27 protein-coding genes, 1 tRNA gene and 1 pseudogene are annotated in these 26,929 nt (G+C 68.8%); 16 read left to right on the forward strand and 13 right to left on the reverse strand.

Going from position 1 to position 26,929, the window contains the following annotated elements; genetic code table 11:
- Nucleotides 1-32: 32 nt before the first annotated feature.
- A complete protein-coding gene (gene rsmI, locus VK92_RS05330; protein ID WP_048025325.1) occupies nt 33-914 on the reverse strand; it encodes a 16S rRNA (cytidine(1402)-2'-O)-methyltransferase in 882 nt (293 codons plus the stop codon).
- A 46-nt stretch (nt 915-960) separates the two neighbouring features.
- Between rsmI and VK92_RS05335 the strand changes: the two genes are divergently transcribed.
- The 5 genes from VK92_RS05335 to VK92_RS05355 all read left to right on the forward strand — a co-directional run bounded on the left by VK92_RS05335 (nt 961) and on the right by VK92_RS05355 (nt 3,416).
- The gene (locus VK92_RS05335; protein WP_196491136.1) at nt 961-1,389 is read left to right on the forward strand and encodes a YraN family protein; all 429 of its coding nucleotides are present in this window, start codon (nt 961-963) and stop codon (nt 1,387-1,389) included.
- A gap of 126 nt (nt 1,390-1,515) precedes the next feature.
- Nucleotides 1,516-2,100 (forward strand): SIS domain-containing protein, encoded by a 585-nt coding sequence (locus VK92_RS05340; RefSeq protein ID WP_048025327.1) that lies wholly within the window; start codon nt 1,516-1,518, stop codon nt 2,098-2,100.
- Between the two features lie 17 nt (nt 2,101-2,117).
- On the forward strand, nt 2,118-2,915 hold the full coding sequence (locus VK92_RS05345) for a BON domain-containing protein (protein ID WP_027788619.1): 798 nt from the start codon (nt 2,118-2,120) through the stop codon (nt 2,913-2,915).
- Nucleotides 2,912-3,274, forward strand: coding sequence for a c-type cytochrome (locus tag VK92_RS05350; RefSeq protein ID WP_021158617.1), 363 nt, complete (start codon nt 2,912-2,914; stop codon nt 3,272-3,274). The genes VK92_RS05345 and VK92_RS05350 overlap by 4 nt, the downstream gene beginning before the upstream one ends.
- Before the next feature lie 66 nt (nt 3,275-3,340).
- A tRNA-Ala gene (locus VK92_RS05355) sits at nt 3,341-3,416 on the forward strand.
- Between the two features lie 122 nt (nt 3,417-3,538).
- Here the strand turns inward: VK92_RS05355 and VK92_RS05360 are convergent.
- Entirely contained in the window at nt 3,539-3,970 is a 432-nt protein-coding gene (locus tag VK92_RS05360) for a hypothetical protein (protein WP_231616432.1), read from the reverse strand.
- Between VK92_RS05360 and VK92_RS05365 the strand changes: the two genes are divergently transcribed.
- The 4 genes from VK92_RS05365 to VK92_RS05380 all read left to right on the forward strand — a co-directional run bounded on the left by VK92_RS05365 (nt 3,969) and on the right by VK92_RS05380 (nt 7,781).
- On the forward strand, nt 3,969-4,463 hold the full coding sequence (locus tag VK92_RS05365) for a hypothetical protein (RefSeq protein WP_048025329.1): 495 nt from the start codon (nt 3,969-3,971) through the stop codon (nt 4,461-4,463). The genes VK92_RS05360 and VK92_RS05365 overlap by 2 nt on opposite strands.
- A gap of 72 nt (nt 4,464-4,535) precedes the next feature.
- Complete coding sequence (locus VK92_RS05370; RefSeq protein ID WP_048025330.1) at nt 4,536-5,234, forward strand: PspA/IM30 family protein; 699 nt, start codon at nt 4,536-4,538, stop codon at nt 5,232-5,234.
- A 33-nt stretch (nt 5,235-5,267) separates the two neighbouring features.
- Nucleotides 5,268-5,933, forward strand: a complete 666-nt coding sequence (locus VK92_RS05375) for a YqiJ family protein (RefSeq protein ID WP_048025331.1) — start codon at nt 5,268-5,270, stop codon at nt 5,931-5,933.
- 90 nt (nt 5,934-6,023) lie between these two features.
- A complete protein-coding gene (locus VK92_RS05380; RefSeq protein WP_165589110.1) occupies nt 6,024-7,781 on the forward strand; it encodes a flotillin family protein in 1,758 nt (585 codons plus the stop codon).
- An 85-nt stretch (nt 7,782-7,866) separates the two neighbouring features.
- Here VK92_RS05380 and VK92_RS05385 read toward each other — a convergent pair whose 3' ends face one another.
- Together VK92_RS05385 and VK92_RS05390 are read right to left on the reverse strand one after the other, a co-directional pair.
- A complete protein-coding gene (locus VK92_RS05385; protein ID WP_048025355.1) occupies nt 7,867-9,264 on the reverse strand; it encodes an enolase C-terminal domain-like protein in 1,398 nt (465 codons plus the stop codon).
- A 62-nt stretch (nt 9,265-9,326) separates the two neighbouring features.
- Complete coding sequence (locus VK92_RS05390; protein WP_048025332.1) at nt 9,327-10,667, reverse strand: MFS transporter; 1,341 nt, start codon at nt 10,665-10,667, stop codon at nt 9,327-9,329.
- A gap of 206 nt (nt 10,668-10,873) precedes the next feature.
- Here VK92_RS05390 and VK92_RS43385 point away from each other — a divergent pair.
- The 3 genes and pseudogenes from VK92_RS43385 to VK92_RS05405 form a co-directional block, all read left to right on the forward strand.
- Nucleotides 10,874-11,017: pseudogene (locus VK92_RS43385) on the forward strand (glutathione S-transferase family protein); the annotation flags it as partial.
- A gap of 158 nt (nt 11,018-11,175) precedes the next feature.
- Nucleotides 11,176-11,802, forward strand: a complete 627-nt coding sequence (locus VK92_RS05400; RefSeq protein ID WP_048025333.1) for a DUF2239 family protein — start codon at nt 11,176-11,178, stop codon at nt 11,800-11,802.
- A gap of 17 nt (nt 11,803-11,819) precedes the next feature.
- Complete coding sequence (locus VK92_RS05405; protein WP_048025334.1) at nt 11,820-13,151, forward strand: carotenoid oxygenase family protein; 1,332 nt, start codon at nt 11,820-11,822, stop codon at nt 13,149-13,151.
- Between the two features lie 19 nt (nt 13,152-13,170).
- Here VK92_RS05405 and VK92_RS05410 read toward each other — a convergent pair whose 3' ends face one another.
- From VK92_RS05410 to VK92_RS05425, 4 genes are read right to left on the reverse strand one after another with little or no spacing between them, the layout of a single operon-like run.
- Nucleotides 13,171-14,337: an ABC transporter permease gene (locus tag VK92_RS05410; RefSeq protein WP_048025335.1), complete on the reverse strand. Its 1,167-nt coding sequence runs from the start codon at nt 14,335-14,337 to the stop codon at nt 13,171-13,173.
- An 8-nt stretch (nt 14,338-14,345) separates the two neighbouring features.
- The gene (locus VK92_RS05415) at nt 14,346-15,500 is read right to left on the reverse strand and encodes an ABC transporter permease (protein WP_027788610.1); all 1,155 of its coding nucleotides are present in this window, start codon (nt 15,498-15,500) and stop codon (nt 14,346-14,348) included.
- A 21-nt stretch (nt 15,501-15,521) separates the two neighbouring features.
- Nucleotides 15,522-16,220 carry an ABC transporter ATP-binding protein gene (locus VK92_RS05420; protein WP_027788609.1) on the reverse strand — a complete coding sequence of 233 codons (699 nt, stop codon included), beginning with the start codon at nt 16,218-16,220 and terminating at the stop codon, nt 15,522-15,524.
- A gap of 7 nt (nt 16,221-16,227) precedes the next feature.
- Nucleotides 16,228-17,433: an efflux RND transporter periplasmic adaptor subunit gene (locus VK92_RS05425; protein ID WP_048025336.1), complete on the reverse strand. Its 1,206-nt coding sequence runs from the start codon at nt 17,431-17,433 to the stop codon at nt 16,228-16,230.
- A gap of 371 nt (nt 17,434-17,804) precedes the next feature.
- Here VK92_RS05425 and VK92_RS05430 point away from each other — a divergent pair, with 371 nt between their 5' ends.
- A complete protein-coding gene (locus tag VK92_RS05430) occupies nt 17,805-18,038 on the forward strand; it encodes a hypothetical protein (RefSeq protein ID WP_021158594.1) in 234 nt (77 codons plus the stop codon).
- A gap of 79 nt (nt 18,039-18,117) precedes the next feature.
- On the opposite strand, the gene VK92_RS05435 is transcribed toward VK92_RS05430, so the two are convergent.
- On the reverse strand, nt 18,118-18,888 hold the full coding sequence (locus tag VK92_RS05435; protein ID WP_048025337.1) for a Mut7-C RNAse domain-containing protein: 771 nt from the start codon (nt 18,886-18,888) through the stop codon (nt 18,118-18,120).
- A 21-nt stretch (nt 18,889-18,909) separates the two neighbouring features.
- Between VK92_RS05435 and VK92_RS05440 the strand changes: the two genes are divergently transcribed.
- Together VK92_RS05440 and VK92_RS05445 are read left to right on the forward strand one after the other, a co-directional pair.
- Nucleotides 18,910-19,854 carry an NAD(P)-dependent oxidoreductase gene (locus VK92_RS05440; protein ID WP_225723200.1) on the forward strand — a complete coding sequence of 315 codons (945 nt, stop codon included), beginning with the start codon at nt 18,910-18,912 and terminating at the stop codon, nt 19,852-19,854.
- Nucleotides 19,855-19,928: 74 nt separating this feature from the next.
- Nucleotides 19,929-20,570 (forward strand): LysE family translocator, encoded by a 642-nt coding sequence (locus VK92_RS05445; protein WP_021158591.1) that lies wholly within the window; start codon nt 19,929-19,931, stop codon nt 20,568-20,570.
- A gap of 76 nt (nt 20,571-20,646) precedes the next feature.
- Here the strand turns inward: VK92_RS05445 and VK92_RS05450 are convergent, their stop codons facing one another.
- Entirely contained in the window at nt 20,647-21,951 is a 1,305-nt protein-coding gene (locus VK92_RS05450; RefSeq protein WP_048025339.1) for an MFS transporter, read from the reverse strand.
- A gap of 97 nt (nt 21,952-22,048) precedes the next feature.
- Here VK92_RS05450 and VK92_RS05455 point away from each other — a divergent pair, with 97 nt between their 5' ends.
- Nucleotides 22,049-22,978 carry a LysR family transcriptional regulator gene (locus VK92_RS05455; RefSeq protein WP_021158589.1) on the forward strand — a complete coding sequence of 310 codons (930 nt, stop codon included), beginning with the start codon at nt 22,049-22,051 and terminating at the stop codon, nt 22,976-22,978.
- A gap of 184 nt (nt 22,979-23,162) precedes the next feature.
- Here the strand turns inward: VK92_RS05455 and VK92_RS05460 are convergent, their stop codons facing one another.
- From VK92_RS05460 to VK92_RS05470, 3 genes are all read right to left on the reverse strand, one after another.
- Nucleotides 23,163-23,996: an OmpW/AlkL family protein gene (locus VK92_RS05460; protein ID WP_042974143.1), complete on the reverse strand. Its 834-nt coding sequence runs from the start codon at nt 23,994-23,996 to the stop codon at nt 23,163-23,165.
- A gap of 18 nt (nt 23,997-24,014) precedes the next feature.
- Nucleotides 24,015-25,265: a DUF2957 domain-containing protein gene (locus VK92_RS05465; RefSeq protein ID WP_048025340.1), complete on the reverse strand. Its 1,251-nt coding sequence runs from the start codon at nt 25,263-25,265 to the stop codon at nt 24,015-24,017.
- Nucleotides 25,266-25,404: 139 nt separating this feature from the next.
- Nucleotides 25,405-26,832, reverse strand: coding sequence for a DUF2957 domain-containing protein (locus VK92_RS05470; protein WP_048025341.1), 1,428 nt, complete (start codon nt 26,830-26,832; stop codon nt 25,405-25,407).
- Nucleotides 26,833-26,929: the final 97 nt, after the last annotated feature.

Genomic DNA, 26,929 nt, shown 5'->3' on the forward strand with positions numbered 1-26,929 from the left:
CACCGGTGTCCCGGTGCCGGCCGGCTCGCGCGTCAGCTTTCATCCTTCAGCGCGAGCGCACGCGCATACAGCGTGTTGCGCGATGCGCCCGTCAGCGCGGCCGCGAGCTTCGCCGCGCTCTTCACCGGCACCTCTTCCAGCAGCAGCCTGAGCAGCGCGTCGTGCGCGGTGTCGTCGGCTTCGCCGCTCGTCGCCGGCGCGCCTTCGACGACCAGCACGAATTCGCCGCGCTGCCGGTTCGCATCGCCGGCGAGCCAGGTCTGTCCTTCGGCCAGGGTGCCCTGGAACAGTTGCTCGTGTAGCTTGGTGAGTTCGCGCGCGATCAGCAGCCGGCGCGCGGGGCCGAATGCGTCGGCGAGCGCGGCGACGGTTTCGGCGATCCGGTGCGGCGCTTCGTAGAACACCAGCGCATACGGGTGCGATACCAGCGCCTGCAGCGCGGTCGCGCGCTGCCTGGCCTTCGGCGGCAGGAAGCCCGCGAACGTGAACGCGCCGGCCCAGTCGCCGGCCACGCTCAGCGCGGTCACCGCCGCGCTCGCGCCCGGCAGCGGGATCACCGCGAAGCCGGCGGCGCGCACCGCGTCGACGAGCCGTGCGCCGGGGTCCGAGATGCCGGGCGTGCCGGCGTCCGATACGTAGGCCACGCGTTCGCCGCCGCGCAGCAGTTCGATCACGCGCTGCGCGGCTTCGCGTTCGTTGTGCTCGTGCACGGCGACGAGCGGCTTCGACATCCCGTAGCGGGCGAGCAGCTGGCCCGTGTTGCGGGTGTCTTCGGCCGCGATGCGGTCGGCGAGGCCGAGCACGTGCAGCGCGCGCAGCGTGATGTCGGCGGTGTTGCCGATCGGCGTGGCAACCACGTAGAGCGCGGCTTCCGGGTAGTGCTGCGTTTGCGCGAGTTCGAGGAGGGCAGTCATGGCAGGCAATGCGCGCAATCGCGGCGCAAGCGGAACAAGGACGGCATTGTGCCACGCGGCGCCGGCGCGGCCGGGTGACGGGCGCGGTTTGCCGCGCGCCGGCGACAACTTTTCCGGCGCGGCGCGATCCAGGCCGGTCGGCGCGGCGTTCGAGCAGCGTGCGCGGCAGTTTCTCGAACGCCGCGGCCTCGTGTTCGTCGCGGCGAACGTGACGATGCGCGGCGGCGAGCTCGATCTCGTGATGCGCGAGGTCGACGGCATGCTCGTGTTCGTCGAGGTGCGCGCGCGGCGCAGCGTCCGGCATGGCGGCGCGGCCGCGAGCGTCGGCTGGCGCAAGCGGCGGCGCCTGGTGGCGGCCGCGCTCCAGTTCTGGGCGCGCCACGGCGCCGGTGCCGCGTGCCGCTTCGACGTCGTCGCGTTCGAGGCCGGGCGGCTCGAGTGGCTGCGCGACGCATTTCGTGCCGACGATGCGTAGCCGCGAGCTGTGACGAGATGTAAAGAGTTCTTGCCGGACCCCCGGAGAGCGTGCCGGAGTACGGTAAACTCGCCGCACCCACGATGTCGCGCGATGCGTGCCGCGCGCCCAGTTCACCAGGAATCGATGTCAGTCGAACGTATTCAGCAACATTTCCACGACAGCGCCGCGCTTCACGCCGAAGCGGCCGACGCACTGTCGCTGCCGATCGCAGCCGCGGTCGATGCGATGTTCGCCGCGCTGGCGAACGGCAACAAGATCGTCGCGTGTGGTGACGGCCCGTCGGCCGCCGCCGCGCACTACCTCGCCGTGTCGCTCGTCGGCGGCTTCGAGCGCGAGCGTCCGGGCCTGCCCGCGATCGCGCTGGCCACCGATGCGTCGCAGGGCGGCCTCACGGGGGCGGTGTCCGCCGAGCAACTGTTCGCCCAGCAGGTGCGCGTGCTCGGCCAGACCGGCGACATCCTGCTGGTGCTCGATCCGGGCGGCGCGTCGCCGCGCGTGCTGGCGGCGATCGACGAAGCGCACGAGCGCGAGATGACCGTCGTCGCGCTGACGGGCGGCGACGGCCATGCGGTCGCGGCCGCGCTGTCCGACACCGATATTCCGATCAACGTGCCCGCCGCCCGTGCGGCGCGCGTCCACGAAGTCCATCTGCTGACCATCCACTGCCTGTGCGACGGCATCGACGCGATGCTGCTGGGTGAGGATTGAACGAAGGAGAGCCGTCGATGAATCAAAGCCGCGTCAAACAGACGCTCGTCAGAACCACGCTGCTCGCCGCGCTGACGGCGGGCCTCGCCGTGTCGCTGCAGGGTTGTGTGCTCGGGATCGTCGGCGCAGCGGCCGGCGGCGGCGCGCTGGTCGCGACCGACCGCCGTACGCTCGGCGCGCAGACGGAGGATCGTGAGATCCAGGTCAAGTCGCTCACGCAGATCAACAACGGACTGCCCGACCAGTCGCACGTGAACGTCACGGTGTTCAACCGCCGCGTACTGCTGACGGGCGAGGTGCCGAACGACGCATCGAAGCAGCGCGCCGAGGAAATCGTGCGCGGCATCAACAACGTGAACGGCATCGTCAACGAGTTGTCGGTCGAGCCGGCGTCGTCGCTGTCGTCGCGCGCGAACGACTCGTACCTCGAGGGGCGCGTGAAGTCCGAGCTGATCGCGACGAAGGGCATCTCGGCGAACTACTACAAGGTGGTCAGCGAACGCGGCAACCTTTACCTGATGGGGCTCGTGACGGTCGATGAGGGCAATCGCGGCGCGGAAGCCGCCAGCCAGGTGCCCGGCGTCGAGAAGGTCGTGAAGGTGTTCCAGTATGTGAAGCCGCAGGACGCGCAGGCGCTGCAGGCGGCGTCGCCCGCGAGTGGCGCGTCCGGTGCGCAGGCCGCCGCGCCGGCGGATACCGCGACGGTGGGCGCCGTGCCAGACGCGTCGGTGCAGTCCACGCCGCTGCAGCCGCCCGCGCCGATCTCGAATTCGTCGAGCGTGCACCCGGGTAACCCGAAGGCACCGTCGCAATGAAGAGCATGCAGATGAAGCAATTGAAACCGTGGATGATGCAGGGCGCCGCAGCCGCGGCGCTCGTGGCGGGCACGCTGGGCGCCGCGCATGCGGATGTCGGCGACGGCCTGAAGGTGGCGCGCGGCAATGCGTGCATGGGTTGCCACGCGGTCGACCGCAAGCTCGTCGGCCCGTCGTTCAAGGAAATCGCCGCCCGCTACAAGGCCGATCCGCAGGCCGTGGCAAAGCTGTCGAAGAAGGTGAAGGAGGGCGGCTCCGGCGTCTGGGGCGCGATTCCGATGCCGGCGCATCCGCGCATGAGCGACGCCGACGCGCGTTCGGTGGTCGAATGGGTACTGGCTGGGGCGCCGTCAAAGTAAGGTATCGGGGGTGACTCAACCCCTATTGCCAAGCGCAGAAATGCGTGTGTATGATGGTCGACTGTTGGGGCGGTAGCTCAGCTGGGAGAGCGTCGCGTTCGCAATGCGAAGGTCGGGAGTTCGATCCTCCTCCGCTCCACCAAAGGAATTCGAAAGGCTCGATCGTAAGATCGGGCCTTTTGTTTTTGGGTTCCGCTGCGACGGTGGGCGTGGGCGGCACCGTCGGGTGCGCCGCTTTCGACGTGAGGCGCAAACTCGCCGCGCCTATGTCGCCAGCTCGTAGATAAATCTGAACGCCGGCACCGACAGCGCGGCGAACCCTACCGTAATGGCCGCAACGATCGCGATCCTCTTTCGCAGCAGCGCGAAGAGGGCGATCGACAGTCCGTAGAACACGCAGGTCAGAATGATGATCCACCAGAGCGCGGCGTAGCCTGCACCGCCTTCGAAATTCGATACGTTCTGCGTGATCCGGGTCGCGGCATAACCAGCGACGGTCATGCTCGCGGGCAGGCACAGCACCGAATACAGCACGAAGACGATGATCTGCCGCGGTGTCGGGTCGGGAGACGTCATGCTGGGCGCTTCATGTTTTGACGATCCGGCAACCCGCTTCCATCTCGAAATACAAATGTATACATTCGTATACAAACGCACTATGCTTTGAGCAATCGACTCGAGGGGGCTGAACGTCATGCAAACCGTATCGGTGCGAATTCCTGAAGACGATCTCGCGTGGCTCGTCGAGCTGCAATTGCCGGATGCGGCGAGTCCGAGCGACAAGATTCGCGCGTTGATTGCCGACGCGCGCCGTCGGGTCAAGGGCGCGCACGATTTCGTCCGCTGCGCGGCGCTGTTCAGGGAGCAGGTACGGCCCGTTCTCGACGTGATCGACGCGTACGAGCACGCCACGCATCAGCGCTCCGAAATCGTGACGCTGCTCGCCGCGCAACTTCCCGAACTCCTGGCCAGCCTGGTCACGGCGGCGCCGCCCGGCAAGCCGATCGGCGAAGCTGCTGGCGAACTTGAAGCGCGGCTGACCGCGAAGAGCATGCGCCTTTTGCTCGGCCTGCTGCGCCTTGCCGTGACCGGCAACCCTCCCGCCTACCATCCGGCCGTGCTCGATCCATACGTGCACGAGGTCAAGGAGCTGGCGAGCCTCATCCAGCCCGCCCAGGCTAATCCTTGAGCGGCCCGCGAAGCCTGCGTCTGGCGGCCGGGCCGGCCTGGCCCGTCTGAAATCCTGAAGGAGTGACAAGTCGTGACGACAGAACATTTCGGTATCCGAGTCAAAAGGTTGTTGACCGCGAACGTGCATGCGCTGATCGGCTCGCTGGAAAGCCGCATGCCGCAAGCCATCCTCGAGCAGTACCTGCGCGAATTCGACGAAGTGATCGCACAGGCGCGCGTGGTGCTCGGGCGGCACGAAGCCGCGCGCTATCAGGCGGCGAAGGCGATCGCGCGCATCAACAACGAGATCGAACGGCTGAACGACCTGCTCGGTACCGCGCTCGCCCGAAGCGACGATGCGGCCGTGCGTGCCGGCGCGGAGCGGCAGATTGAACTGGAGGACCAGCTTGGTGTGCTTCAGCAGTCGCTTCACGAGGCGAGCGAGCATGCGCAGGTCGCCGAGGCAGACCTGCTGGGCCTGCGCGCGAAGCGCGCGGAAATGGAGGCGGGGTTGCGCGAGTTGATCGCAGCGCGTGCGGCCGTGCCCGGCGACGTCGACCGCGGCACGGAGGGCGTGTCGGGCGCCGACCCGAAGGCCGAGCGGCTCGAACAGGGTTTCAACCGGACGATGGCCGGCGCGACCGGCACGACGGGGCTGGGCACCAGCCCTTCGTCTGCCGATCCGTCGCTGTTGTATCGTCTTGAAACGCTGCACAAGGAGCAGCGGATCGAGGAGCGTGTCGCCCTCCTGAAGTCGCAATCCGGAAAGCTGGCGGACGACATGTCCTGATGTACCGTTTCCGAACCTGAGAGCAAAACGATAATGACCTCTTCACTGATGCTGCCGGGCAACGCACCGTTCGTCGTCGCGATCGCGCTGATGATCGTGATCGGGGCGCTGGAGTGCGTGTCGATGCTGCTGGGGCTGAGCCTGACCGAGCATGCGAGCCACCTGCTCGTCATGCATTTCGGTCTCGACCATGCCGATGGCGGCGCCGATGCCGACGCCGGCATCGTCGGCCAGTTTCTCGGCTGGCTGCATGTGGGCCGGGTTCCGCTGCTGGTCCTGCTGATCCTGTTCCTGCTCGGCTTTTCGGTGCTGGGGCTCGCGCTGCAGACATCGCTGCAGGCGGTGGCGGGCTTCATGCTTCCCGACGTGCTGGCCGTCGGGCTCGCCGCGGTCGGGGCGCTGCCGTTCGTGCGGCATACCGGCAAGTTCGTCGCGCACTTTCTCCCGCAAAGCGAGAGCACGGCGGTTTCCGAGGCCGATTTCATCGGCCGCACCGCGCGGATCGTCACCGGCGAAGCGTCGCTCGGCAATCCGGCAGAAGCGCGGCTCGTCGACGACCACGGTCAGCAGCACTACGTCCGGGTGGAGCCGGACGAGGCGGGCCGCACTTTCGCGAAAGGCACGACGGTCCTGCTCGTGTCGCGCATTTCGGGCTCGCGTTATCACGCGATCGAGAATCCCCGGCCCGAACTGCTCTGAATCCCGTTTCGCCAGGCGGCTGCCGTTTCGTGCGGCGGGGGCTGGCGCACGTTGCTGTCACCATCCGTATACAGGAGTCGAACAAACATCATGATGAATGCACTCACATTCTGGGGCGCTGTCGCGTTGGCAGTGGTGGTGGGTATCTGCGTGATCGGCATGATTTTCGCGCGGCTTTACGTCCGCGCGTCTGCGGAGCGGGCCTTCGTCCGAACGGGGCTCGGCGGGCAGAAGGTGATCATGAGCGGCGGCGCGGTGGTGCTGCCGGTGTTTCACGAGGTCATCCCGATCAACATGAATACGCTGAAGCTCGAGGTGAGCCGGGCGACGCGCGACAGCCTCATCACGAAGGACCGGATGCGCGTCGACGTGGTCGTCGCCTTCTTCGTGCGGGTCGCCCCGACCGAGGAGGGTGTGTCGACCGCCGCGCAGACGCTCGGCCAGCGCACGCTCGCGCCGGAAAACCTGCGCGCGCTCGTCGACGACAAATTCGTCGACGCGCTGCGTTCGACCGCCGCGCAGATGACGATGCAGGATCTGCAGGACGCCCGCGAGAAGTTCGTGCAGGGCGTGCAGAACACGGTCGCTGAAGATCTGACGAAGAACGGGCTGGAGTTGGAAAGCGTGTCTCTGACCAACTTCAACCAGACGTCGAAGGAGTACTTCGATCCGAACAACGCATTCGACGCCGAAGGCCTGACGAAGCTCACGCAGGAAACCGAGCGGCGCCGCAAGGAGCGCAACGAGGTCGAGCAGGATACCGAAGTGGCCGTGCGTGAAAAGAATCGCGACGCACTCTCCCGCAAGCTCGAAATCGATCAGCAGGAGGCGTTCATGAAGCTCGAGCAGGAGCAGCAGGTCAAGACGCGCACGGCCGAGCAGAACGCGCGCATCGCTGCGTTCGAGGCGGAGCGTCACCAGGAGGCCGAGCAGAGCCGGATCGGCGCCGAGCGTCAGATCCAGGAATCCGAAATCCAGCGCGAGCAGGCGTTGCGTACCCGCAAGGTGGAAGCGGAGCGCGAAGTGCGCGTGAAGGAGATCGAGCAGACACGGGTCACGCAGATGGCGGCGATCGAACAGGCGAAAGTGACCGAAATCGCGCAGCAGGAGAAGGCGATCGTGATTGCGGAGAAGTCCGAAGCGCAATCGCAGGCGCAGGCCCGCGCGAGTGCGTCGCTTGCCGATGCAGTGCGCGCCGAGCAACTGGTCGAGACGACTCGCAAGACAGCCGAGGCGGATCGCGCGAAGCAGGTCGCGCTGATCGAGGCGGCGCAGGAGGCGGAAACGCAAGCGGTTCACATTACGACGCAGGCGCGGGCCGAGCGGGACGCGGCACAGATGCAGGCTGCAGCGATGGTCGAGCTCGCCGAGGCGGCGCGGAAGAAGGGGCTCGCGGAAGCCGAGGCACAGCGTGCGCTGAACGACGCGATCAACGCGCTGTCGTCGGACCAGACCAGCCTCAAGTTCAAGCTCGCGTTGCTGCAGGCGTTGCCGGGCGTGATCCAGCAGACCGTCGAGCCGATGAAGTCGATCGACGGCATCAAGATCATCCAGGTCGACGGGCTCAATCGCAACGGCACGGTGGACGGTGGCGCACCGGCTGCGGCAGGCGGCAATCTGGCCGAACAGGCGATGTCGGCGGCGTTGTCCTATCGTGCGCACGCGCCGCTGATCGATTCGTTGCTCGATGAAATCGGCCTGTCCGGCGGATCGCTCCAAGGCATGGTACCGACGATTCATTCTGGCAAGCCGGCGGCGGGGCCTGCAACGGCGCCGCATGCCGTGCCGGTGACACACCGCGCACCTGCGGCCGCCGATTCGCGTGAGGGCGGCCCCGAGACTGCATGACGCGGGACAGCAACGCAGCGGCTACCGGGCAGGCCGGAAGGCCGCTGCGCAGGATTGACCCGTTTCCGGCCGCCCACCATCAGGCTCACCCCCGCCCGAAACCCGGCCGCTTCGGATCGTAAGTCCACCCCGGCACGAGATACCGCATCGCGACCGCGTCGTCGCGCGCCGTCCCGCCGACCGCGTTATACAACGCATGCGCGGCCTCGACCTGCGCCATGTCGAGCTCGATCCCGAGCCCCGGCCGCTCCGGCACGGCCACCTTGCCGCCGACGATCGCGAGCGGCTCGCGCGTGAGCCGCGCGTCGCCTTCCTGCCAGATCCAGTGCGTGTCGATCGCGGTGATCGTGCCGGGCGCGGCCGCCGCCGCATGCGTGAACATCGCGAGCGACACGTCGAAGTGGTTGTTCGAATGCGAGCCCCACGTGAGCCCCCAGTCGCGGCACAGCTGCGCGAGCCGCACCGAGCCCTGCATCGTCCAGAAATGCGGATCGGCGAGCGGGATGTCGACCGCCTGCAGCCGCACCGCGTGATCCATCTGCCGCCAGTCGGTCGCGATCATGTTGGTCGCGGTCGGGATCCCCGTCGCACGGCGGAATTCGGCCATCACCTCGCGGCCCGAATAGCCGCCCTCCGGCCCGCACGGGTCCTCCGCATACGCAAGCAGGTGGCCTTGCCCGCGGCACAGCGCGACGGCCTCGTCGAGCGACCACGCGCCGTTCGGGTCGAGCGTCGCGCGGGCCTCCGGAAAGCGCGCCTTGATCGCGGCGATCGCTTCCATCTCGTCTGCGCCGGGCATCACGCCGCCCTTCAGCTTGAAATCGGCGAAACCATAGCGCTCGACGGCGGCCTCCGCCTGCCGCGCGATCGCGGCCGGCGTGAGTGCTTCCTCGTTGCGCAGCCGGAACCACGCGTCCGATGCGTGCGTTTCGTCGCGATACGGCAAATCGGTGCGCCGTCGGTCGCCGAGGTAGAACAGATAAGCGAGCATCGGCACCGCGTCGCGCTGCTGGCCTTCGCCGAGCAGCGCGGCGACGGGCACGTCGAGAAACTGCCCGAGCAGGTCGAGCAGCGCCGCCTCGATCGCGGTGATCACGTTGTCGAGCCGCAGGTTGATTTCGTGCGGTTGGCGCAGTACCGCCGCCTCGCCCGCCGACGTCACTTCGTGCCGGATCGTGCGGCCCGCACCCGTGCCCGTGCCGGACAGCGCCGCGCGCACTGCGTTGAGGGTGGCCTGATAGCGTCCGATCGACTGGTCGACCACGAGATCCGTCATGCGCTCGAGCGCGTGCCGGATGCCTTCGCCGCCCGGCACTTCGCCGACGCCCGTGTGCCCGCTGCTGTCGTCGAGGATCACGAGGTTGCGCGTGAAGTGCGGCGCGTGCGCACCGCACAGGTTGAGCAGCATGCTGTCGCGGCCGGCAACGGGAATCACCCGCATGCGCGTGACGCGCGGGGTGCCGGCATGGCGGGATTCGGACATCGGTTCGCTCCTGGTTCCGGTGATGCACGGGCCGTCGGCCGAGCCGGCGCGGCCCGCGCCGTTCATCGAAGCTCGACGCGGCGAATCTCGCCGACGACGAACACGTAGCAGATCACCGCGACGAGCGCGTGCGCGACCACATAGACGAGCGCGCCGTTGAACGAGCCGCTGCGGTCGACGATGTAGCCGATCGCGATCGGCGTCGTGATGCTGGAGAGGTTGCCGCACGTGTTGAGCAGCGCGCCGCTCAATCCTGCGATCTGGCGCGGCGCGGTGTCGGCGTTGACGGCCCAGCCGAGCGCGCCGAGTCCCTTGCCGAAGAACGACAGCGCCATGAACAGCACGACGAGCACGTGCGAATCGGTGTAGTTGCAGACGATCATCGACATCGACAGCAGCATGCCGAACACGATCGGCACCTTGCGCGCGACCGACAGCGAGCGGCCCTGCCTGAGCAGCGCATCGGACACGATGCCGCCGAGAATCCCGCCGAGGAACCCGCACACGGCCGGGATCGACGCAACGAGCCCCGCGTTGAGGATCGACATCCCGCGCGCCTGCACGAGATAGACGGGAAACCACGTGATGAAGAAATAGGTGAGTGCGTTGATGCAGTACTGCGCGACGTACACGCCGATCAGCATCCGGTTTCCCAGCAGCGCCTTGACGTGGCGCATCGACGGGCCGCCGTCGCGGCCGCCCGTCGCCTGGTCGATGTTGACGAGCGCACCGCCTTCGGCGAGGTAGTCGAGTTCCGCGCGGTTGATGGCCGGGTGGTCCTTCGGGTCGTACATCGTGCGGTTCCACACCAGGACGAACGCGAAGCCGAGCACGCCCATCACCGCGAACACCGACTGCCAGCCGAACGCGTGCACGAGCCAGCCCATCAGCGGCGCGAACACGACGGTCGCCGCGTACTGCGCGGCATTGAAGATCGCCGATGCGGTGCCGCGTTCGGCGGCCGGGAACCACGCGGACACGATCCGGCTGTTGGCCGGGAAGGAAGGCGCTTCGGCCGCGCCGACCAGGAAGCGCAGCCCGAACAGCAGCGCGAACGCGGCCGCGCCGCCGAAAAAGCCGATCGTGCCCTGCAGCAGCGTGAACAGCGACCAGAAGAAGATGCTGAACGCATAGACGATGCGCGATCCATAGCGGTCCAGCAGCCAGCCGCCCGGCAGTTGCGCGACCACGTACGACCAGCCGAATGCGGAGAAGATGAAGCCGATCTGCACGTGGCTCAGGTGCAGTGCGCGGGCGAGGCTCGGGCCCGCGATCGCGATCGCGGCGCGATCCGCGTAGTTGATCGTCGTGACCGCGAACAGGACGGCCAGCACCAGCCAGCGCACGCGGGTGCGCCGGGCCGTTGCCGACGCGGACGCCGTCAGCGCGTGAAGCGGATTCATGACTGTCTCCTCCGAAGGGCGGAAGGTGCCGTCGTGCGGCTGGCGCGTCGAAAGCGCGCGTTTCTGGGTGACGGTGCTGCCGGCCGGAGGCCGGACGCCGGACGCCGAGGCCCGTGCGGGCCCGAGCGGGGCGTCCGGATCATTCTGTCATGTCGATATTTGCGCTTTCATGCCAATTACTGACTTGATCGATTCAGCCTTTGAATCGATCGGCCGCGACGCGCGGGGCGCGGCTGGCCGACGATGCCGGCGTGCAATTCGCGCACGCAATCGAGGAAGGCCTGCCGCTGCCGGCTTCGTCGGCGTTCGGCGGCCATATGTCGCTCGACGACGTGCTCGCGAGCGTGCGCGACGCGGCGCGGCGACGCCGATACTGGGGAACTGACCGCGCCACGCGGTCGCCCGCCCGGCGGGATGCTGGCGATATTTTTACCCGGATGATATTGACATTCAATTTATACCCGGATGAAAATAGCGCCATTCCGATTCCTGCCTGCGGGCGACCACGATGACAACCTCCACGCTTCTTCCTTCGTACACGGTGTTCGACGGCCACCGGCGGCTCGCGACGGGCCCGCTCGCGTCGGTCGCGCTCGCGGCCCGGCAGGCCGGCGACGCGAGCGCCGGCACGATCCTGATCTTTGACGACGCGACCGGCCGCTCGATCGACCTCGACCTGCGCGGCACGCCGGACGAGATCCGCGCGCGCTTCGCGCCGCCGTCGGGCGACGACGTATCCGCAACGGTCGGCGAGCCGGCCGGGGCGGGCGAACCGCGCGGCCGCGGCCGGCCGAAGCTCGGTGTCGTGTCGCGCGAGGTCACGCTGCTGCCGCGTCACTGGGAATGGCTTGCCGCGCAGCCGGGCGGCGCGTCCGTCGCATTGCGCAAGCTCGTCGAGGACGCGCGGCGCACGCATGCGGCGGCCGATCGTCTGCGCGACGCGCAGGCGCGCGCCTACCACTTCATGTCGGCGATGGCGGGCGACCTGCCCGGTTTCGAGGAGGCCGCGCGCGCGCTGTATGCGAACGACCTGGCGCGGCTTGCCGGGCTGATCGCCGGCTGGCCGGACGACGTGCGCGACCATGCGCTCGCACTGGCGCGCGGCGATCTGCCGCCGTCCACCGACGACTGCTGAAAGGAGCTTCCGACGCAATGACCGTATTCGACCTGAATCGCGGCGCGATCGCGCCGGTGGCCGACGAGGCCGAGCTCGTCGACCTGCGCGTGACCGGTGCCGTCCCGCACGATCTCGACGGCACGTTGCTGCGCAACGGCCCGAATCCGCCGGGCGGCCGCTTCGAAGGGAACGACGTGCTGTCGTGGTGGCCGGAAGCCGCGATGCTGCACGCGATCGCGTTCGAAGGCGGCCGCGCGACCGGCTACCGCAACCGCTGGGCGCGCACGCAACGCTGGGCCGCCGTGCATGCACCCGGGCAGGCGCCGCATCTTCCCGACACCAATCCGAACGTGAACGTGCTGCAGCATGCGGGCGAATTGCTTGCGCTGGCCGAGGGCGGCGCGCCGCTCGCGATCACGGCCGCGCTCGATTCGCTCGGCGCGCCGGCTCGGCACGCGGGCTTCGGCGGCGGGATGACCGCGCATCCGAAGGTCGATCCGGTAACGGGCGAGCTGATTGCCTTTCGTGCGGACTGGCGTGCGCCGTGGCTGCGCTACGGCGTGGCCGACGCGCAGGGCGTGCAGCGCGTCGAGATCGAAATCGACCTGAACGCGCCGTCGATGATGCACGACCTCGCGATCACCGAAACCCGCAGCCTGCTGCTCGACCTGAACGTCGGCTACGACTTCTCGCTGCTGAAGCAGGGCCACCGGATGCCGCTGCGCTGGCACGACGACCGGCCCGCGCGCATCGGCGTGATCCCGCGCCACGGCGGCGCGGTGCGCTGGTTCGGCATCGAGCCGTGCTTCATCCAGCACGTCGTGAACGCGTACGACTGCGACGCGTCGTGCATCGTGCTCGATGCGGTGCGTTATCCGTGGTTCCTGCGGCTCGACGCGCGCACGGGCCGCTTCGCCGACAACCCGGTCGGCGAGCTGTGGCGCTACGTGATCGATACGGCGAACGGGCTGATCGACGAAGGGCCGCTCGCCGACGGCGGCATCGAGATGCCGCGCATCAACGAAAGCCGCACGGGGCGCCGCTACCGCTACCTGTATGCGGTGGAACAGCCGAACAATGCGGAAATGCGCGGCGTGATGCGCTTCGACCACGCGAGCGGCACGACGACGCGCTATGCGGTGCCGGCCGGCGACCAGAACAGCGAGCCGGTGTTCGTGCCGCGCCCGGGCGGCGTCGACGAGGACGACGGCTGGCTGCTGGTGATGGTCTACCGCGCGGCGACCGATACCAGCGACGTCGTGATCCTCGATGCGCGCGCGATCGACGCGGGGCCGGTCGCGACCGTGCACCTGCCGCGCCGCGTGCCGGCCGGGTTCCACGGCGCGTGGGTGCCGCGCGAGCGTTGAACGTGCGCGGCGGCGCGCATCACTGCGCGCGCAGCGCGTCGACGATCTTCAGCCGCGCGGCGCGCATTGCCGGCAGGAACCCACCGACGAGCCCCATCACGAGCGAGAACAGCAGCGTCTTCACGACGATCGCGGGCGTCAGCACGAAGCGGAACGACAGGTCCGCGAAGGTCTGGAAGTTGGTCGTCGAGAACGACGCGAACTGCATCAGCGACGCGCACGCGAGCCCCGCGACGCCGCCCACGAAGCCGAGCAGCAGCGCTTCCAGCAGGAACGCGGCGAGCACGTTCGTGCGCTTGAAGCCGAGCGCGCGCAGCGTGCCGATCTCGGCGACGCGGTTCGCGACCGATGCGTACATCGTGATCATCGCGCCGATCATCGCGGCGATCGAGAAGATCGTCGACAGCGTGATGCCGAGGATGTTGATGAACTTCGACAGCGCCTTCGACTGGTCGCCGTAGAAGGTCCGCTCGCGTTTCGCCTCGTCGGTCAGCCGCGGGTCGACGTCGATGTCGGCCTTGAAGCGCGCGAAGCCGTCGGCGCCCGGGATGCGCAGCACCATCGACGAATAGCTGGTGCGCCGGAACGACTGCATCAGTTGGTCGACGTCGCCCCAGATCTCCGAATCGAAGCCGCTGCCGCCCGCGTCGAAGATGCCGACGATGGTCCAGTCGCGCTGCGCGAAATGCAGGCTGTCGCCGAGCTGCGTGCCGCTGAAGCCTTTCGCGATCGCGCTGCCGACGATGATTTCCGACGAGCCGGGCGCGAACATGCGGCCGGCGGCGAGCGTCACGTGCGGGCGCAGCGCGAGGCCGGCCGGCGACACGCCGCGGATCACGACGTTCGACGGCTTGCCGGTCGACGTCTTCACCAGCGAGATCAGCACGACCGCTTCCTTCGACACGAGCGGCCGGCCGTCGGGGCCGGGTGCGACGGCCGGGTGCATCTCGAGCGCGTTGGCCTGCTGATGGTCGATCGAGCTCTGGATCTCGGTTTCGGCGCCCTTGCGGATCACCACCGCGTTGTCGGGTTCGCCGGTCGAGACGAGCGTCTTCGTGAGCCCCGCGTCGAGCATCTGCACCGTCGCGAACACGAAGATCACGAGCGCCATCCCGCCGGCGGTGAGCGCGGTGGTGAGCCGCCGGGTCCACAGGTTGCGCGCGATGTAGTTGAGCGGGATGGCCATGCGTGTCGTTATCCGATCGCCCGCAGGCCTTCGACCACGCGCACGCGCGCCGCCTGCCACGCCGGCACGATCGCGGCCGCGAAGCCGACCGCGACCGAGCACGCGGCCTGCAGCGCGACCGTCCCGGTCGACACCTTGAACACCGGGAAGATGCCGCCTGCCGCCTGCTTGAACAGGCTCGCGGCGGGCGGTGTCGCGAGGATCCCGAGCCCGCCGCCGGCCACCGCGATCACGACCGATTCGCCGAACACGATCAGCGCGAGGAACCCGGGGCCGAAGCCGAGCGCCTTCAACGTCGCGTATTCGGCCGTGCGTTCGCGCGCGCTCATCGCCATCGCGTTGGCCATCACGGCCATGATGATCAGGATCACCACGTACGACACCAGGCGGATCGCCGCGATGATCTGGTTCGACATCGCGACGAAGCCGAGCTGGAACGCCTGCTCGGTTTCGGTCAGCGTCTCGGCGAGCGAGTTCCTGAACACCGCGTCGACGTTGCGTGCGATCGCCGCGCCGTCGTCGGGGTTCGCGACCCCGAGCACGAATACGCCGACCTGGTCGGCCTGCTTCGGCGTGCGCTGCCGCACCGTCTCGTTCAGGTATTCCCAGTGAAACACCAGCTGGCGCGTGATCGTCGAATCGTCGCGGCCGTCGAGAATCCCGCGCACGACGAAGTCCCACGTACCCGGATAGATCGTGCCCTTCAGCGGGATCACGTCGCCGACCTTGAAGCCGAACTGATCCGCGAGCTGGCGCCCGACCAGGCAGCCGCGCCGGTCGCGGTTGTAGTCGGCGCGCTGCTGCCCGGGCACGATGAATTCCGGGTACAGGTCGAGGTAGTTGTCCGATACGGCGAAGCTCGCGAAGAAGTTCTTCGGGTCGCGGTAGATGCCGCCGAACCAGTTCGAGCGCACCACGGCCGTCACGCCTTCGACGCCGCGGATGCGGTTCTCGTAGCTCACGGGCAGCGGGAACACGAGCGAGATCGCGTTGCGCGTGACGAGCCGCCCGCTGGACGCGGCGGCCGCGCCCGCGTACCACGCGTCGACCACCGTATGCAGCAGCCCGAACGCGAGCACCGCGATGGTGAGCCCGAGCACGGTCAGCAGCGTGCGCAGCCGGTGCCGCAGCGCGTTGCGCGCGATCAGCTTCAGCACGTACATCGCGCGCGCACCCGCAGCCGGTCAGCCGGCGTGCCCATCGATCAGCTCCCCTTTTTCCAGGTGCACGAGCGAGCGCGCGGCGCCGGCCGCGTGCGCGTCGTGAGTCACCATGATGATCGTCTTGCCGAGCTCGGCGTTCATCCGCTGCAGCATCGCGAGCACGTCGGTGGCCGACGCGCGGTCGAGGTCGCCGGTCGGCTCGTCTGCGACGATCAGCACGGGGTCGGTGATCAGCGCGCGCGCGATCGCGACGCGCTGCTGCTGGCCGCCCGACAGCTCGGACGGGTAGTGGCTCGTGCGGTCGCCGAGGTTCACCATGTCGAGCACGAGCTCGACGCGCTCGCGCCGCTCGCGGCGCGACAGGTGCGTGAGCATCAGCGGCAGCTCGACGTTCTCGAACGCGGTGAGCACCGGCATCAGGTTGTAGAACTGGAAGATGAAGCCGACGTTCGCCGCGCGCCATTCGGCCAGTTGCGCCTCCGCGAGCAGCGAGATGTCGAGCCCGCCCACGCGCAGCTCGCCGCTGTCGGGCCGGTCGATGCCGGCCACGAGGTTCAGCAGCGTGCTCTTGCCGGAGCCGGACGGCCCCATCAGCGCGACGAAGTCGCCTTCGCCGATGTCGAGCGTGATGTCGGTCAGCACCGGCACGATCTGGTTGCCGCGCCGGTACGACTTCGCGACGTGGCTGAGCTCGACGAGGGGCGGCGGGGCGTCGTTCACGCGTGCGTTACTTCTTCGCGACGGTCACTTTCGCGCCGTCCTTGAGCTTCGTGCCCGGCGCGAGCACGACCGTGTCGCCGGGCTTCACGCCGCGGATCGCGACGAGCTCGCCGATCCGCATGCCGGCGGTCACGGCCGTTGCATGCACGACGTCGTCCTTCACGACGAACACGACCGGCCGGCCGTCGCGCTCGACCACCGCGCTCGCCTGCACGGCCGTCACGGGCTGCCGGTCCTGTGCCGACACCGGCTTCGACAGGAACGCGATCTTCGCGCTCATGTCGGGCAGCACGCGCTCGTCGCGGTCGACGAAGCGCACCTTCACGAGCACGGTGGCCTTCGAGCGGTCGACGGTCGGCACAATGCGCGACACGCGGCCCGCGAAGCGCATGTCGGGCAGCGCATCGAGCTGGATCTCGCACGGCTGCTCGGCGCGGATCTTCGCGATGTTCGATTCGGCGACGTCGGCCTCGACCTCGAGCGTGTCCATGTCGGCGATCGTCACGACCGCGCCCTTGCTGTCCGACGCGGACGAGAACGGCGTGATGTTGTCGCCGACGTTCGCGTGTTTCGCGAGCACGATGCCGTCGAACGGCGCGCGGATCACCGTCTGGTCGACCGCGACCTGCGCGGCCTGCGCGTTGGCGTCGGCGGACGCGATCGCGGCCTCGCCGCTGCTGAGCGATGCGCGCGCCTTGTTCACGCGGGCCGTATCGATGTCGAGCTGCGCGGCCGGCACGGCGCCCTTCGGTGCAAGCGCCGCGGTGCGGCGCAGCGCGATTTCGGCGTCCTTCAGCTCGGCCTGCTGCACGCCGAGGTTCGCGCGGGCGACCTTCACCTGGGCGAGCGCCTGCGAGAGCGACGCCTCGACGTCGCGGCTTTCGAGACGCGCGATGATTTCGTCCTTCTTCACGCGCGTGCCTTCCAGCACGCCGAGCCATTCGACGCGCCCCTGGCCTTTCGACGCGACCGCGGCCTTGCGCTGCGGCACGACGTAGCCGGTCGCATTGAGCTGCGTGTCGTTCTGGTACGGGTAGGCGGACGTGACGGTGGTGGTGTCGACGGCCGGCCGGCCGGTCAGCGCGAGGCCGGCGGCGATCGCGACGACCACGATCGCGGCGGCGGCCGCATAGCGGGGCCACCGGCGCGGGCGGGGCGCCGATGCGAGCGGACGCCGGTCGATTTTCAGTTTGTCCAGATTGTGATCGGGCAATTTGAGCGCCTCGAGACGGCGGCGGCCCTGTGTCGGTATCGGGGCCGGCCGCGATCCGGTTTCCGGGGAAAGGGACGGATGGACGCCAGTATAAGCGTCGCCTCGGCGGCGTGCGAGCGCGTTCGCGGCGCCGCGGCTGCGGCGGCCGAACCGGTCACGGACAGGGAAATACGGGTACGCCTCCGGGGAAACCCGAAGGGTGCAAGCAACGTGTCAACTCGTCGCGAATGCGGTGCGTTATGGAACCAGTGCGTCAGGTTTTGTCGCGACGGAACGGCGGAAGCCGGCCTCGCGGCCTGGGGCTCCGATGCGAATGCCTCGCATCTTTACTTACCGGTACGTTTGATTTTTTCTCCGCTAAAGGAAGAACAATGAAGAAGACGCTCGCTTCGATCATCGCTGCAGCATTCGCGCTCGCATCGGTTTCGGCATTCGCACAGGAAGCAGCATCGGCACCGGCTGGCGACACGTCGGCTGCCGCACCCGCCAAGAAGGATCACAGCAAGCCGAAGCACCAGCTGAAGCACCACGGTTCGAAGAAGGGCCAGGCGAAGGCTGCAGCCGCATCGGCCGCCGGCACGAACGACGCAGGCGCGCAGAACTGAGCGGCTTGCCGCCACGGCCGGCGTTGCCGGCCATCGGTCGGCCAACCCCGCATGCTCCGGCATGCGGGGTTTTGTTTTTTCAGGGGCTCGATTCCCCCGGTTCGTCGACCCGGACGGGCGGCGGCGCGCACATCGCGTCGACGACCGTGCGCATGCGCCGCCAGTGCGAGCCTTCCCAGAACACGCGCCGGCACACGTCGCACGCGGCGAAGCGCCGGTGCCGCTGCCGGACGCCGGCCGGCACGCGCGGCGCGGCGGCGGCCGCGTCGAGCGGATGCAGCGGTGCATTGCAGCGCAGGCATAACCGGAACGGGCGCATGTGCGGCGCCAGATCGAGCCGCTCGAACAGTTCGCGCAGCTGGTCGGCCGGCTGCAGCGCGTGCAGGTAGCAGCCGCGCTCGACCGCACGCCGCTTGAGCAGCTCGCGGTCGCGGGTCAGCACGATCCGGCCCTCGCGCGCGGCGAGCGCCGCCAGTTCGTCGTCGCGGTAGTGGTTGTCGTAGCAGGTGTCGAAGCCCGCGAGGCGCAGCAGTTGCGCGAGGCCGCCGAGATGCGCGTCGGCGACGAAGCGCCATTGCGCCGGCGGCGGCGCGGCGACTCCGCGGGCTGCCGGTTGCGCGCGCTCCGGAAAGGCTTCGACCCGGTCGCCGTCGTCGAGCGGCCGGTCGAGCGCGGCCGGCACGTCGTTGATGCACAGCCGGCCGATTTCGGTATGCGGGACGCCGAGCGCCTCGATCGCGTGCTTCACCGTCGCATCGCGCGCGCAGGCGTGCCTGAACGCGCGGTCGCGCTGCGCGCGCGGGAGAAAGGCGTTCAGTTCGTCGTGGAAGCGGAAGGTCGCGGTCGCCATGCGCGCAGTATGGCACCGCGCATGGCCGGCCGCGTGCCCTGCAGGCGCCCCGCATCTGTGTTTAACTCCCCGCTTCACGGAGCGAAGGAGCGGGAAATGGATCTCGGATTTATCGGGCTGGGCGAAATGGGGCAGGCAATCGCGACGAACCTGCTGAAGGCCGGACACACGGTGCGGGTCTGGAACCGGTCGCGCGAGCGCGCCGAGCCGCTGGCCGCGGTCGGCGCGCAGATCGTCGACACGCCGGCCGACGCGTTTCGCGGCGACGCGGTGTTCTCGATGCTGGCCGACGATGCCGCCGCGCGCGAGATCTTCGACGAAACGCTGCTCGCGCAGGCGCCGCGCGGCCTGATCCACGTCAACATGGCGACGGTGTCGGTCGCGCTGGCCGAATCGCTCGCGCACGCGCATGCGTCGCGCGGCATCCATTACGTCGCCGCGCCGGTGATGGGGCGCCCCGATGTCGCGGCCGCCGCACGCCTGACGATCATGGCGGGCGGCCCGGCCGAGGCGATCGACCGCGTGCAGCCGCTGTTCGACGCGATCGGCCAGAAGACCTGGCGGTTCGGTTCGCTGCCGCAGCACGCGAACGTCGCGAAGATCGCCGCGAACTTCACGCTCGCGTCGGCGATCGAGACGCTCGGCGAGGCGTCCGCGCTGCTGGGCGCACACGGCGTCGCGATGCGCGACTTCCTCGACGTGATCACCGGCAGCGTGTTTCCGGGGCCCGTCTACGAGGGTTACGGCTCGATGATCGCCGAGCGGCGCTACGAGCCTGCGCGCTTCAAGGCGCGCCTCGGGCTGAAGGACGTTCGCCTGGCGCTGGAAGCCGGCGACGCCGTGTCGGTGCCGCTGCCGGTGGCGAGCGTCGTGCGCGACAACCTGCTCGACGCGCTTGCGCACGGCGGCGGCGAACAGGATTTCGCGGTGCTCGGCGAAGTCGCGCTGCGCCGCGCGGGCCGCTGATCCGCCCGCGACAGAAGTCGGGCGCACCGGCATAATCGACGTTTCGTTTTCCTTGCATCGAGGCAGAGGCGGTCATGAACTTGCATACGTGGTGGCTTTTCGTGGCGACGGTGTTCGTCGTGTCGGCGATTCCGGGCCCGAACATGCTGCTGGTGATGACGCACGGCGCGCGCCACGGGCTGCGCCGTTCGGCATGGACGATGGCAGGCTGCCTCTCCGCGCTGGTGCTGATGCTGTCGGTGTCGGCGGCGGGCCTCGGGGCCGTGCTCGAGGCTTGGCCGGCGATGTTCAACACGTTGCGCTTCGCGGGCGCGGCCTACCTGATCTACCTCGGCGTGAAGGCGTGGCGCGCACGCGTGGACGACGAGCAGCCTGCCGCCGACGTCGAAACCGTGTCGCGCCAGGCCACGCCGGCATCGCGCGGGGTGCTGTTCCGCAACGGTTTCCTGGTCGCGGGCAGCAACCCGAAGGCGATCCTGTTCGCGGCCGCGCTGCTGCCGCAGTTCATCAATGCGGCCGAGCCGACGCTGCCGCAATTCGGCATTCTCGTCGTCACGTTCGCGGTGATCGAGGTGAGCTGGTATCTCGTCTACGCGTCGTTCGGCACGCGCATCGGCGCGACGCTGAAGAGCCAGAGCGTTGCGAAGATCTTCAACCGGCTGACGGGCGGGCTGTTCGTCGGTTTCGGTGCGATGATGGCGCTGGTCCGTCACTGATTTCGATCCGACGCCGGTACGCCGAACGCCCCGTCCCTCGCCAGAGGGCGGGGCGTTCCGCTTTTGGGGGCTCGATTCACGCGCGCGGGCGAGTCAACGCCGCTGCGCCGGCGTCGCGTCCGGCCGAGAGCCCGAAGACGGCGGCCGCGCCGGCGAACGCGAACCCGACGCCGCACACCGCGCTCCATCCGCCCCACGCCCACGCACTGCCGGCGAGCGCCGCGCCGAGCGCGCCGCCGATGAAGAACAGCCCGACGAACAGCCCGTTCAGGCGGCCGCGCGCGGCCGGGTTCAGCAGGTTGATCGCGCGGCGGCCGATCGTCTGGTCGACGATCACGCCCGCGTCGAGCAGCGCCGCGCCGCCGGCCAGCAGCGCGAGCGCGAGGCCGCGATGCGCGTGCGCGTCGAATCCGAACCAGCCGGCACCCGCGATCCCGAGCAGGGCGAGCGCCACGAGCATCGCGCCGTGCGCGATCCGCTGCGCGGCCGGCCCCAGGCCGCGGTCGCCGGCACGGCCCGCGAGCGGCGTGACGATCGCGCCGCTCGCGCCGGCGAACGCGAACCATGCGATCCCGTGCAGGTCGAGGCCGAACGGCGGCTGCGCGAGCCGCAGCCCGACCGCGGTCCAGAATGCGCTGAACGCGGCCATCGCGAGCGCGGCCGACAGCGCATGCCGGCGCAGCACCGGCTCGTCGGCCAGCAGGCGCCCCATCGACGCGAGCAGCGCGCGGTAGCCGGCCGTGATCGACGGCGTGCGCGACGGCAGGCGCAGGGCCAGCACGACGGCGATGGCAGCGTTCGCAAGCGCGGCCAGCAGATAGAAGCCGCGCCAGCCGGCCGAGCCCGCAATCAGGCTCGCGAGCGGCCGCGACAGCAGGATGCCGAGCATCAGCCCGCTCATCACGTTGCCGACCGCGCGGCCGCGCTGCGCCTCGGGCGCCATCGCCGCGGCCATCGGCACGAGCATCTGGATCACGCTCGACGCGCCACCGGCCACGAGGGTGGCGAGCAGGAACACGGTGCCCGACCGCGTGAACGCGGGCAGCGCGAGTGCAGCCGCGCATGCGGCCAGCGTCGCGACGATCAGGCGGCGGTTCTCGAGCAGGTCGACGAGCGGCACGAGCAGCACGAGCAGCACGAGCCCGGCCGCGTAGCCGAGCTGCGGCAGCATCGCGACGAGGCCGGCAAGGCCGGGCGGCAGATGCAGATCGGCACTGATCGGGCCCGTCAGCGGTTGCGCGGCGAACAGATCCATCACGATCACGCCAACCGTCGCGGCGAAGAACAGCGTCATGCCCGCGCTCAACGCGGGCGGCGTGCCGGCGGGCGTGCTTTCGGCCGTGCGGACGGCGGCGGGGCAAGGGTTGGCGGGGCAGTTCATCGGAAGCCTGGCGAGTGGTTCGAAGGAGTCCCCATCGTAGGTGCCCGATGTTTATGCGACAATTGAAATATCTCTAACATGATTATGCGAGTTTGTTTTGAATACGCGTGATCTCCAGGCGTTCGTCGCGGTGGTCGACAGCGGGTCGATGGTCGCCGCGGCCGCGAAGCTCCACCTGACGCAGCCGGGCCTGACGCGGCGCGTGCAGAATCTCGAAACGCTGCTCGGCATGCCGCTGCTCGAACGGCAAAGCAAGCCGCTGAAGCCGACTGCCGCCGGGCGCGACGTCTACGCGCTCGCGCGCAACGTGCTGGGCGCGGTCGACGAGCTGATGGCGGCGGGCGCGCCGGACAGCGAGCCGTCCGGCGAGCTGCGCATCGGCGTGCCGCCGTTCCTGTCCGAGCTGGCGCTCGAGCAGCCGATCGACCGGCTGCGCGACGCGTTCGGGCGCCTCACGCTGCGCGTGACGGCCGGCTGGTCGCCGGCGCTGATGCAGGGCGTCGAGCGCGGCACGCTCGACGTCGCGGCCGTGATGGTGCCGGCGAGTTCGGTACTGCCCGATACGTTCACGTCGACGCTGCTCGGCACCCAGCCGACGGTGCTCGTCGCCGCGCGCGACTTTCCGCTGCCCGACGGCCCGTTGTCGATCGACACGCTGTCGCGTTTTCCGTGGGTGCTGAGCCAGGACGGCTGCGGGATGCGTTCGGCGCTGAGCCGCACGCTCGGCGCGGCCGGGCTGCCGTTCGACGTCGCGGTCGAGGCATTCGGCTCGGAGCTGCAGCTGTCGCTCGTCGCGCGCGGCGCGGGCATCGGCATCGCCGCGCCGAACGCGCTGGCGCGCAGCGCGCACCGCGATGCGCTGAGGGTGGTGGAAACGGCGGGACTGGAGACGCGGATCAACGTGTGGATCGTGCACGGCGCGCTGCCGGGCCGGCTGGTGCGGCCCGTCGCGCTGCTGCGCGATGCGCTCGGCGAAGTGCTCGACCGGGAAAACAGGGTGGGGTCAGATGCAGTGAAGGCGATCTAGAGTCGGTATTCGAGGGAAAGTCCGTATTTTCTCTACGGAAATGTTGCATTGCGGAAACCGATTCGCTAGAATTGCTCCTGTCTCCTCCATGTCTCCTCTGATATGGATTCAGCCCGCCTCTTAGGCGGGCTTTTTTTTGCCTGCGATTTTGCCGCGGCATGCCATGCGTCGTCCGTCGCGGCGCTCAGAACTTGTACGTCATCCCGACGTAGCTGATGATCGGGTCGGCCTTCAGGTCCGATTTCGATTCCGAGAGCACCGTGCCGTCGGCCGCCTTGATCGTCACCGTCGACGTCGTCTTCAGCGGGATGTACGTCACCGACGCGATCAGCCCGAAATGCTCGGTCATGTTGTACTGCAGGCCGGCGTTGAACACCGGCTGCCATGACGACGACGCCTTCGCCTCCACCGATGTCGTACCCGGCTTGCCCGCGCCCGCCGCGAGAATCGCGCCGAGGTTGTCCTGGGTCTGCTTGATGAAGTTCGTGTTGAGCTGAAGGTCGCTGAACCAGTTGTACGACACGCCGAGGCCGAGGAACGGCCGGAATTTCGCGGTGGCCTGCCCGAAGTAGTACTGCAACAGCACGGCCGGGCTCCACTGCCGCACGCTCTTCACGATCGGGTTGACCGACGCGAGCCCGATGTTCTGCGTGCCGAGCGCGCCGGCCGGGCCGGGCGGCTTGATCGTGCCCTGGCCCGACACCTTGAACACCGGCGGCACGCCGGCCACCGACGTGACCGCGATGTGGTCGGTCAGGAAGTGGCTGACCGTCAGGCCGACGGTGTCGGCGCCGCTCGTGTGCAGCCCGGTGCCCGGCGACGTGAACGACGGCGGCAGCCGCAGCGGCGTGTTGATCGGTGTCGGTGCGACGTTGGTCGTCATCGGCGTGCTGCTCTGCTGCGGCATCACGTGGAACCAGCCCAGCGTGACGACGTTGCTGCCGGCGCTCTGCGCGTGCGCGGCGAGCGGCGCCAGCACGGCGGCGCCGGCCGCCGCGCAGCGTAAGGTTCTCTTCATCACGGCATTCCCCTCCGCTTACTGGACGAACGCGCCGATCGTGAAATACGGCGTCGATCCTGCGTTGTCGAGGAACCCGAACACGCCACCCGTGAAGATGAACTTGCCGGTCGGCGTCGTGCTGCTGGCACCCGTGTGGATCGTCGTGACCGTGCCCGGCACCTTCTGCGTGTAGTCGAGATCGAGCGCGGTCGCGAGCGAGGCCTGCGACGCGTTGAACGGATCGAGCAGCGTCGCCTGGTTGTTCGCCAGCGCCGTGGTGCGGTAGTCGAACTGGCTGTCCACGCCGATGTACTCGCCGTTCTGCGAGCCGACCGCGACCGTCGTCTGCGGCGCGAGGATCGAGATGCTCGATTCGTCGTCGGCGGTGAGGCCCGGCACCCCGTTGCTGTCGGGCGTCGGGTTCGGGTTCGCCACCCCGGTGCGCACGAGGATCGGCACGAGCTGGTTGCGCAGCTTGCCGACGATCATGAAGGCCTTGCCCTGCGGCGTCGCCGACAGCGTCGGTTTCAGCTGGCTCGCATAGTTGTTCGACTGGAACGCGCCGCTGCCGTCCGCCGACTGCACGAAGTTCGTGCCTCGCTGCGTGCACGCGCCGCCGGCGAACTGGCCGGTCGAGTCGCACTTGGTCCAGGTGCCGTCGGCGTTGATCGTCACCTTCGCGTCGATCGATGCCGGCGCGAAGTTCTGCGACGGCACTTCACCGAAGCCCGTGTGACTGTACGTGCCCGCCACCTTCGTGATGTCGGTTTCGATCGACGAGAAGCCGATGAACGGGTAGTACGGGAATTTCGTGTCGGGCACCGCGGCCTGGCCGAGCACGCCGTTGAACTGGATCTCCTTGCCGGGAATCGTGCCGCCCGCGACGCCCATGCCGACGAAGATGCGCGCCGGGCGCGACGGATCGAGGCTCGCGCCGTTCAGGCGGAATGCGCACTGGTTCAGCTTGTTGGTCGGCAGCAGCGTTTCCTGCGTGAGCGTGCCGCTGTCGACGGTGCCCGCGCGGGTCGGCACGACGGTGCCGGTCGTTTGCGGAACCGGTGATTCGACATAGGTGACCTGCCAGGTCATCTTGGTCGTGTCGAGCTGGACCTTGGCGAGCTCGCCGCTGCCCGCGCCGCCCGTAAACACGGTGGTGTAGTCGAGCGACGCAGGGCAGAGCCGGTCTTCGACGAGCGGGGGCGGATTGTCGCCGCCGCTGCCGCTGCCGCCGCAGGCAGAGAGAAGGGGGGCGGCAAGGGCCGCCGCCAGAATGAGGTTGCGCTTCATGTTGCTCCTCCAGATTTGTCTTGTGCGGCGGCCAGCTCCCTGTCGGCCGCTTCTGTTGCTTGTGCTCGTCCTGCCTGCGCCGTGCCGCGCGCTCGTGCGTCACGCGACGGCGGTCAGCGCGCCGTCGCGTCCTCGTCCGCTACTTGCTGATCTGCGCGCCCACGCCGAAGTACGGTGTCGACGAAGTCGTCGAGTTCGCCGACGTCGACGTGACGCCGCCGTTCACCGTGCCCTGGATCAGCGCCGCGTACAGCCCGCCCGTCGCGATCACCACGCCAGTTGCGGACGGGTAGGACGCGCCGCTCGGCGGTGTCGTCGTCGCGTTCAGCAGGCCCGGCGTCGCCTGGCCGTAGTCGAGCGTGAAGCCGTCTTCCTCGACCTGCGTGCTCGGGTTGATGAACGACGCGTTGCTGCCGCGGATCAGGGCCGCCGTGTACTTGAAGTTCGAGTCCGCGCCCGCGTAGCCGCCGTCGATCGCGCCCGACTGGATCGCCGTTGCCGCGCCGAGCACCGCGATGCCCGATTCGTCGTCGACCTGCGCGTCGGTATGCAGCGGCGGCGTGCCGAGGTTCACGTTGCCCGTGCGTACGATCACCGGCACCGTCGCGCCGTTGAGCTGGCCGATGACCATATGCGCGGTGGCCGACTTGCCGGTCGCGCCGACGATCGGCAATTGCGTCTGCGGCAGCGTCTGCGGCGCCTTCGTGCTGTCGAAGTAGCCGCCGTTCGCGCTCGTCTTCCACGGGTCGCCGGTCGTCTGGCAGCCGCCCGAGCCGCTCGACGTGCACGCGCCGTTCGCATCGAACGTCTCGCTCGAGTTCGTGCCTTTCGTCGCGTAGTCGCCCGACGGCACCAGGTGGTAGATCAGCGCGTTGTACGTGCCCGGCAGCTTCGACAGGTCGGTCGTCGTGTTCGCGAAGCCGAGGAACGGATAGAAGTCGAAGTGACGGTTCGGCACCTTGCCGACGTCCTTGGCCACCACGATCGGCCCGATGGCGATCGTCAGTCCGTCGTACTGGATCGTCGCACCGGGAATGCCGCCGCCCGCGACGCCCATCCCGACCAGCAGCATCGGCGGGTTCGCCTGGTTGAAGTCGGCGGCCGTCGAATACGTGGCGCCGCTCGGTGCCTTGCCCGTGCCCGGCGTCAGGATGAACGCGCAGCGCGTCTGCTCGGCGGTCGGCAGCGTGCCGGTCGGCGGGTGCATGACCGCACCGGTGATCGTCGTGCCGGCGCGGCTCGGCGTCACCGTGCCGGTCGCGAGCGGAATCGGCGATTCGAGCCACTTGAGCGTGTAGGTCATCGCCACGGCGTCGATGTTGACGCTGACGATCTCGCCGCTACCGGCGCCGCCGAGGTACGTGCTCTTCACGATGTCCGCGTTGGCCGGGCACAGCGCGCCGTTGACGGGCTGTGAAGGCGGCGGCCCTTGCGTGCCGCAGCTCGATCCGGAACATTGGGGCGCATTGATCGGCGCGGGTGCGCCGCCGTCCCCCCCACCACAGGCAACCAGGAAAGGGGCAATGGCAAAGGCCGTTGCCACCCCCTTCGATAAGGCGTGCGACATGCCGCTGTCTCCAATCGTTTAATTGTGCGAGCTAATGTCGCTGCCTGGATTTTTGCTGTCAATTGATGAACCCGTCTAAAAAAGGCGATTGAAACGG

The sequence above is a fragment of the Burkholderia sp. LK4 genome (assembly GCF_001043615.1).
GTDB lineage: Bacteria > Pseudomonadota > Gammaproteobacteria > Burkholderiales > Burkholderiaceae > Burkholderia > Burkholderia cepacia.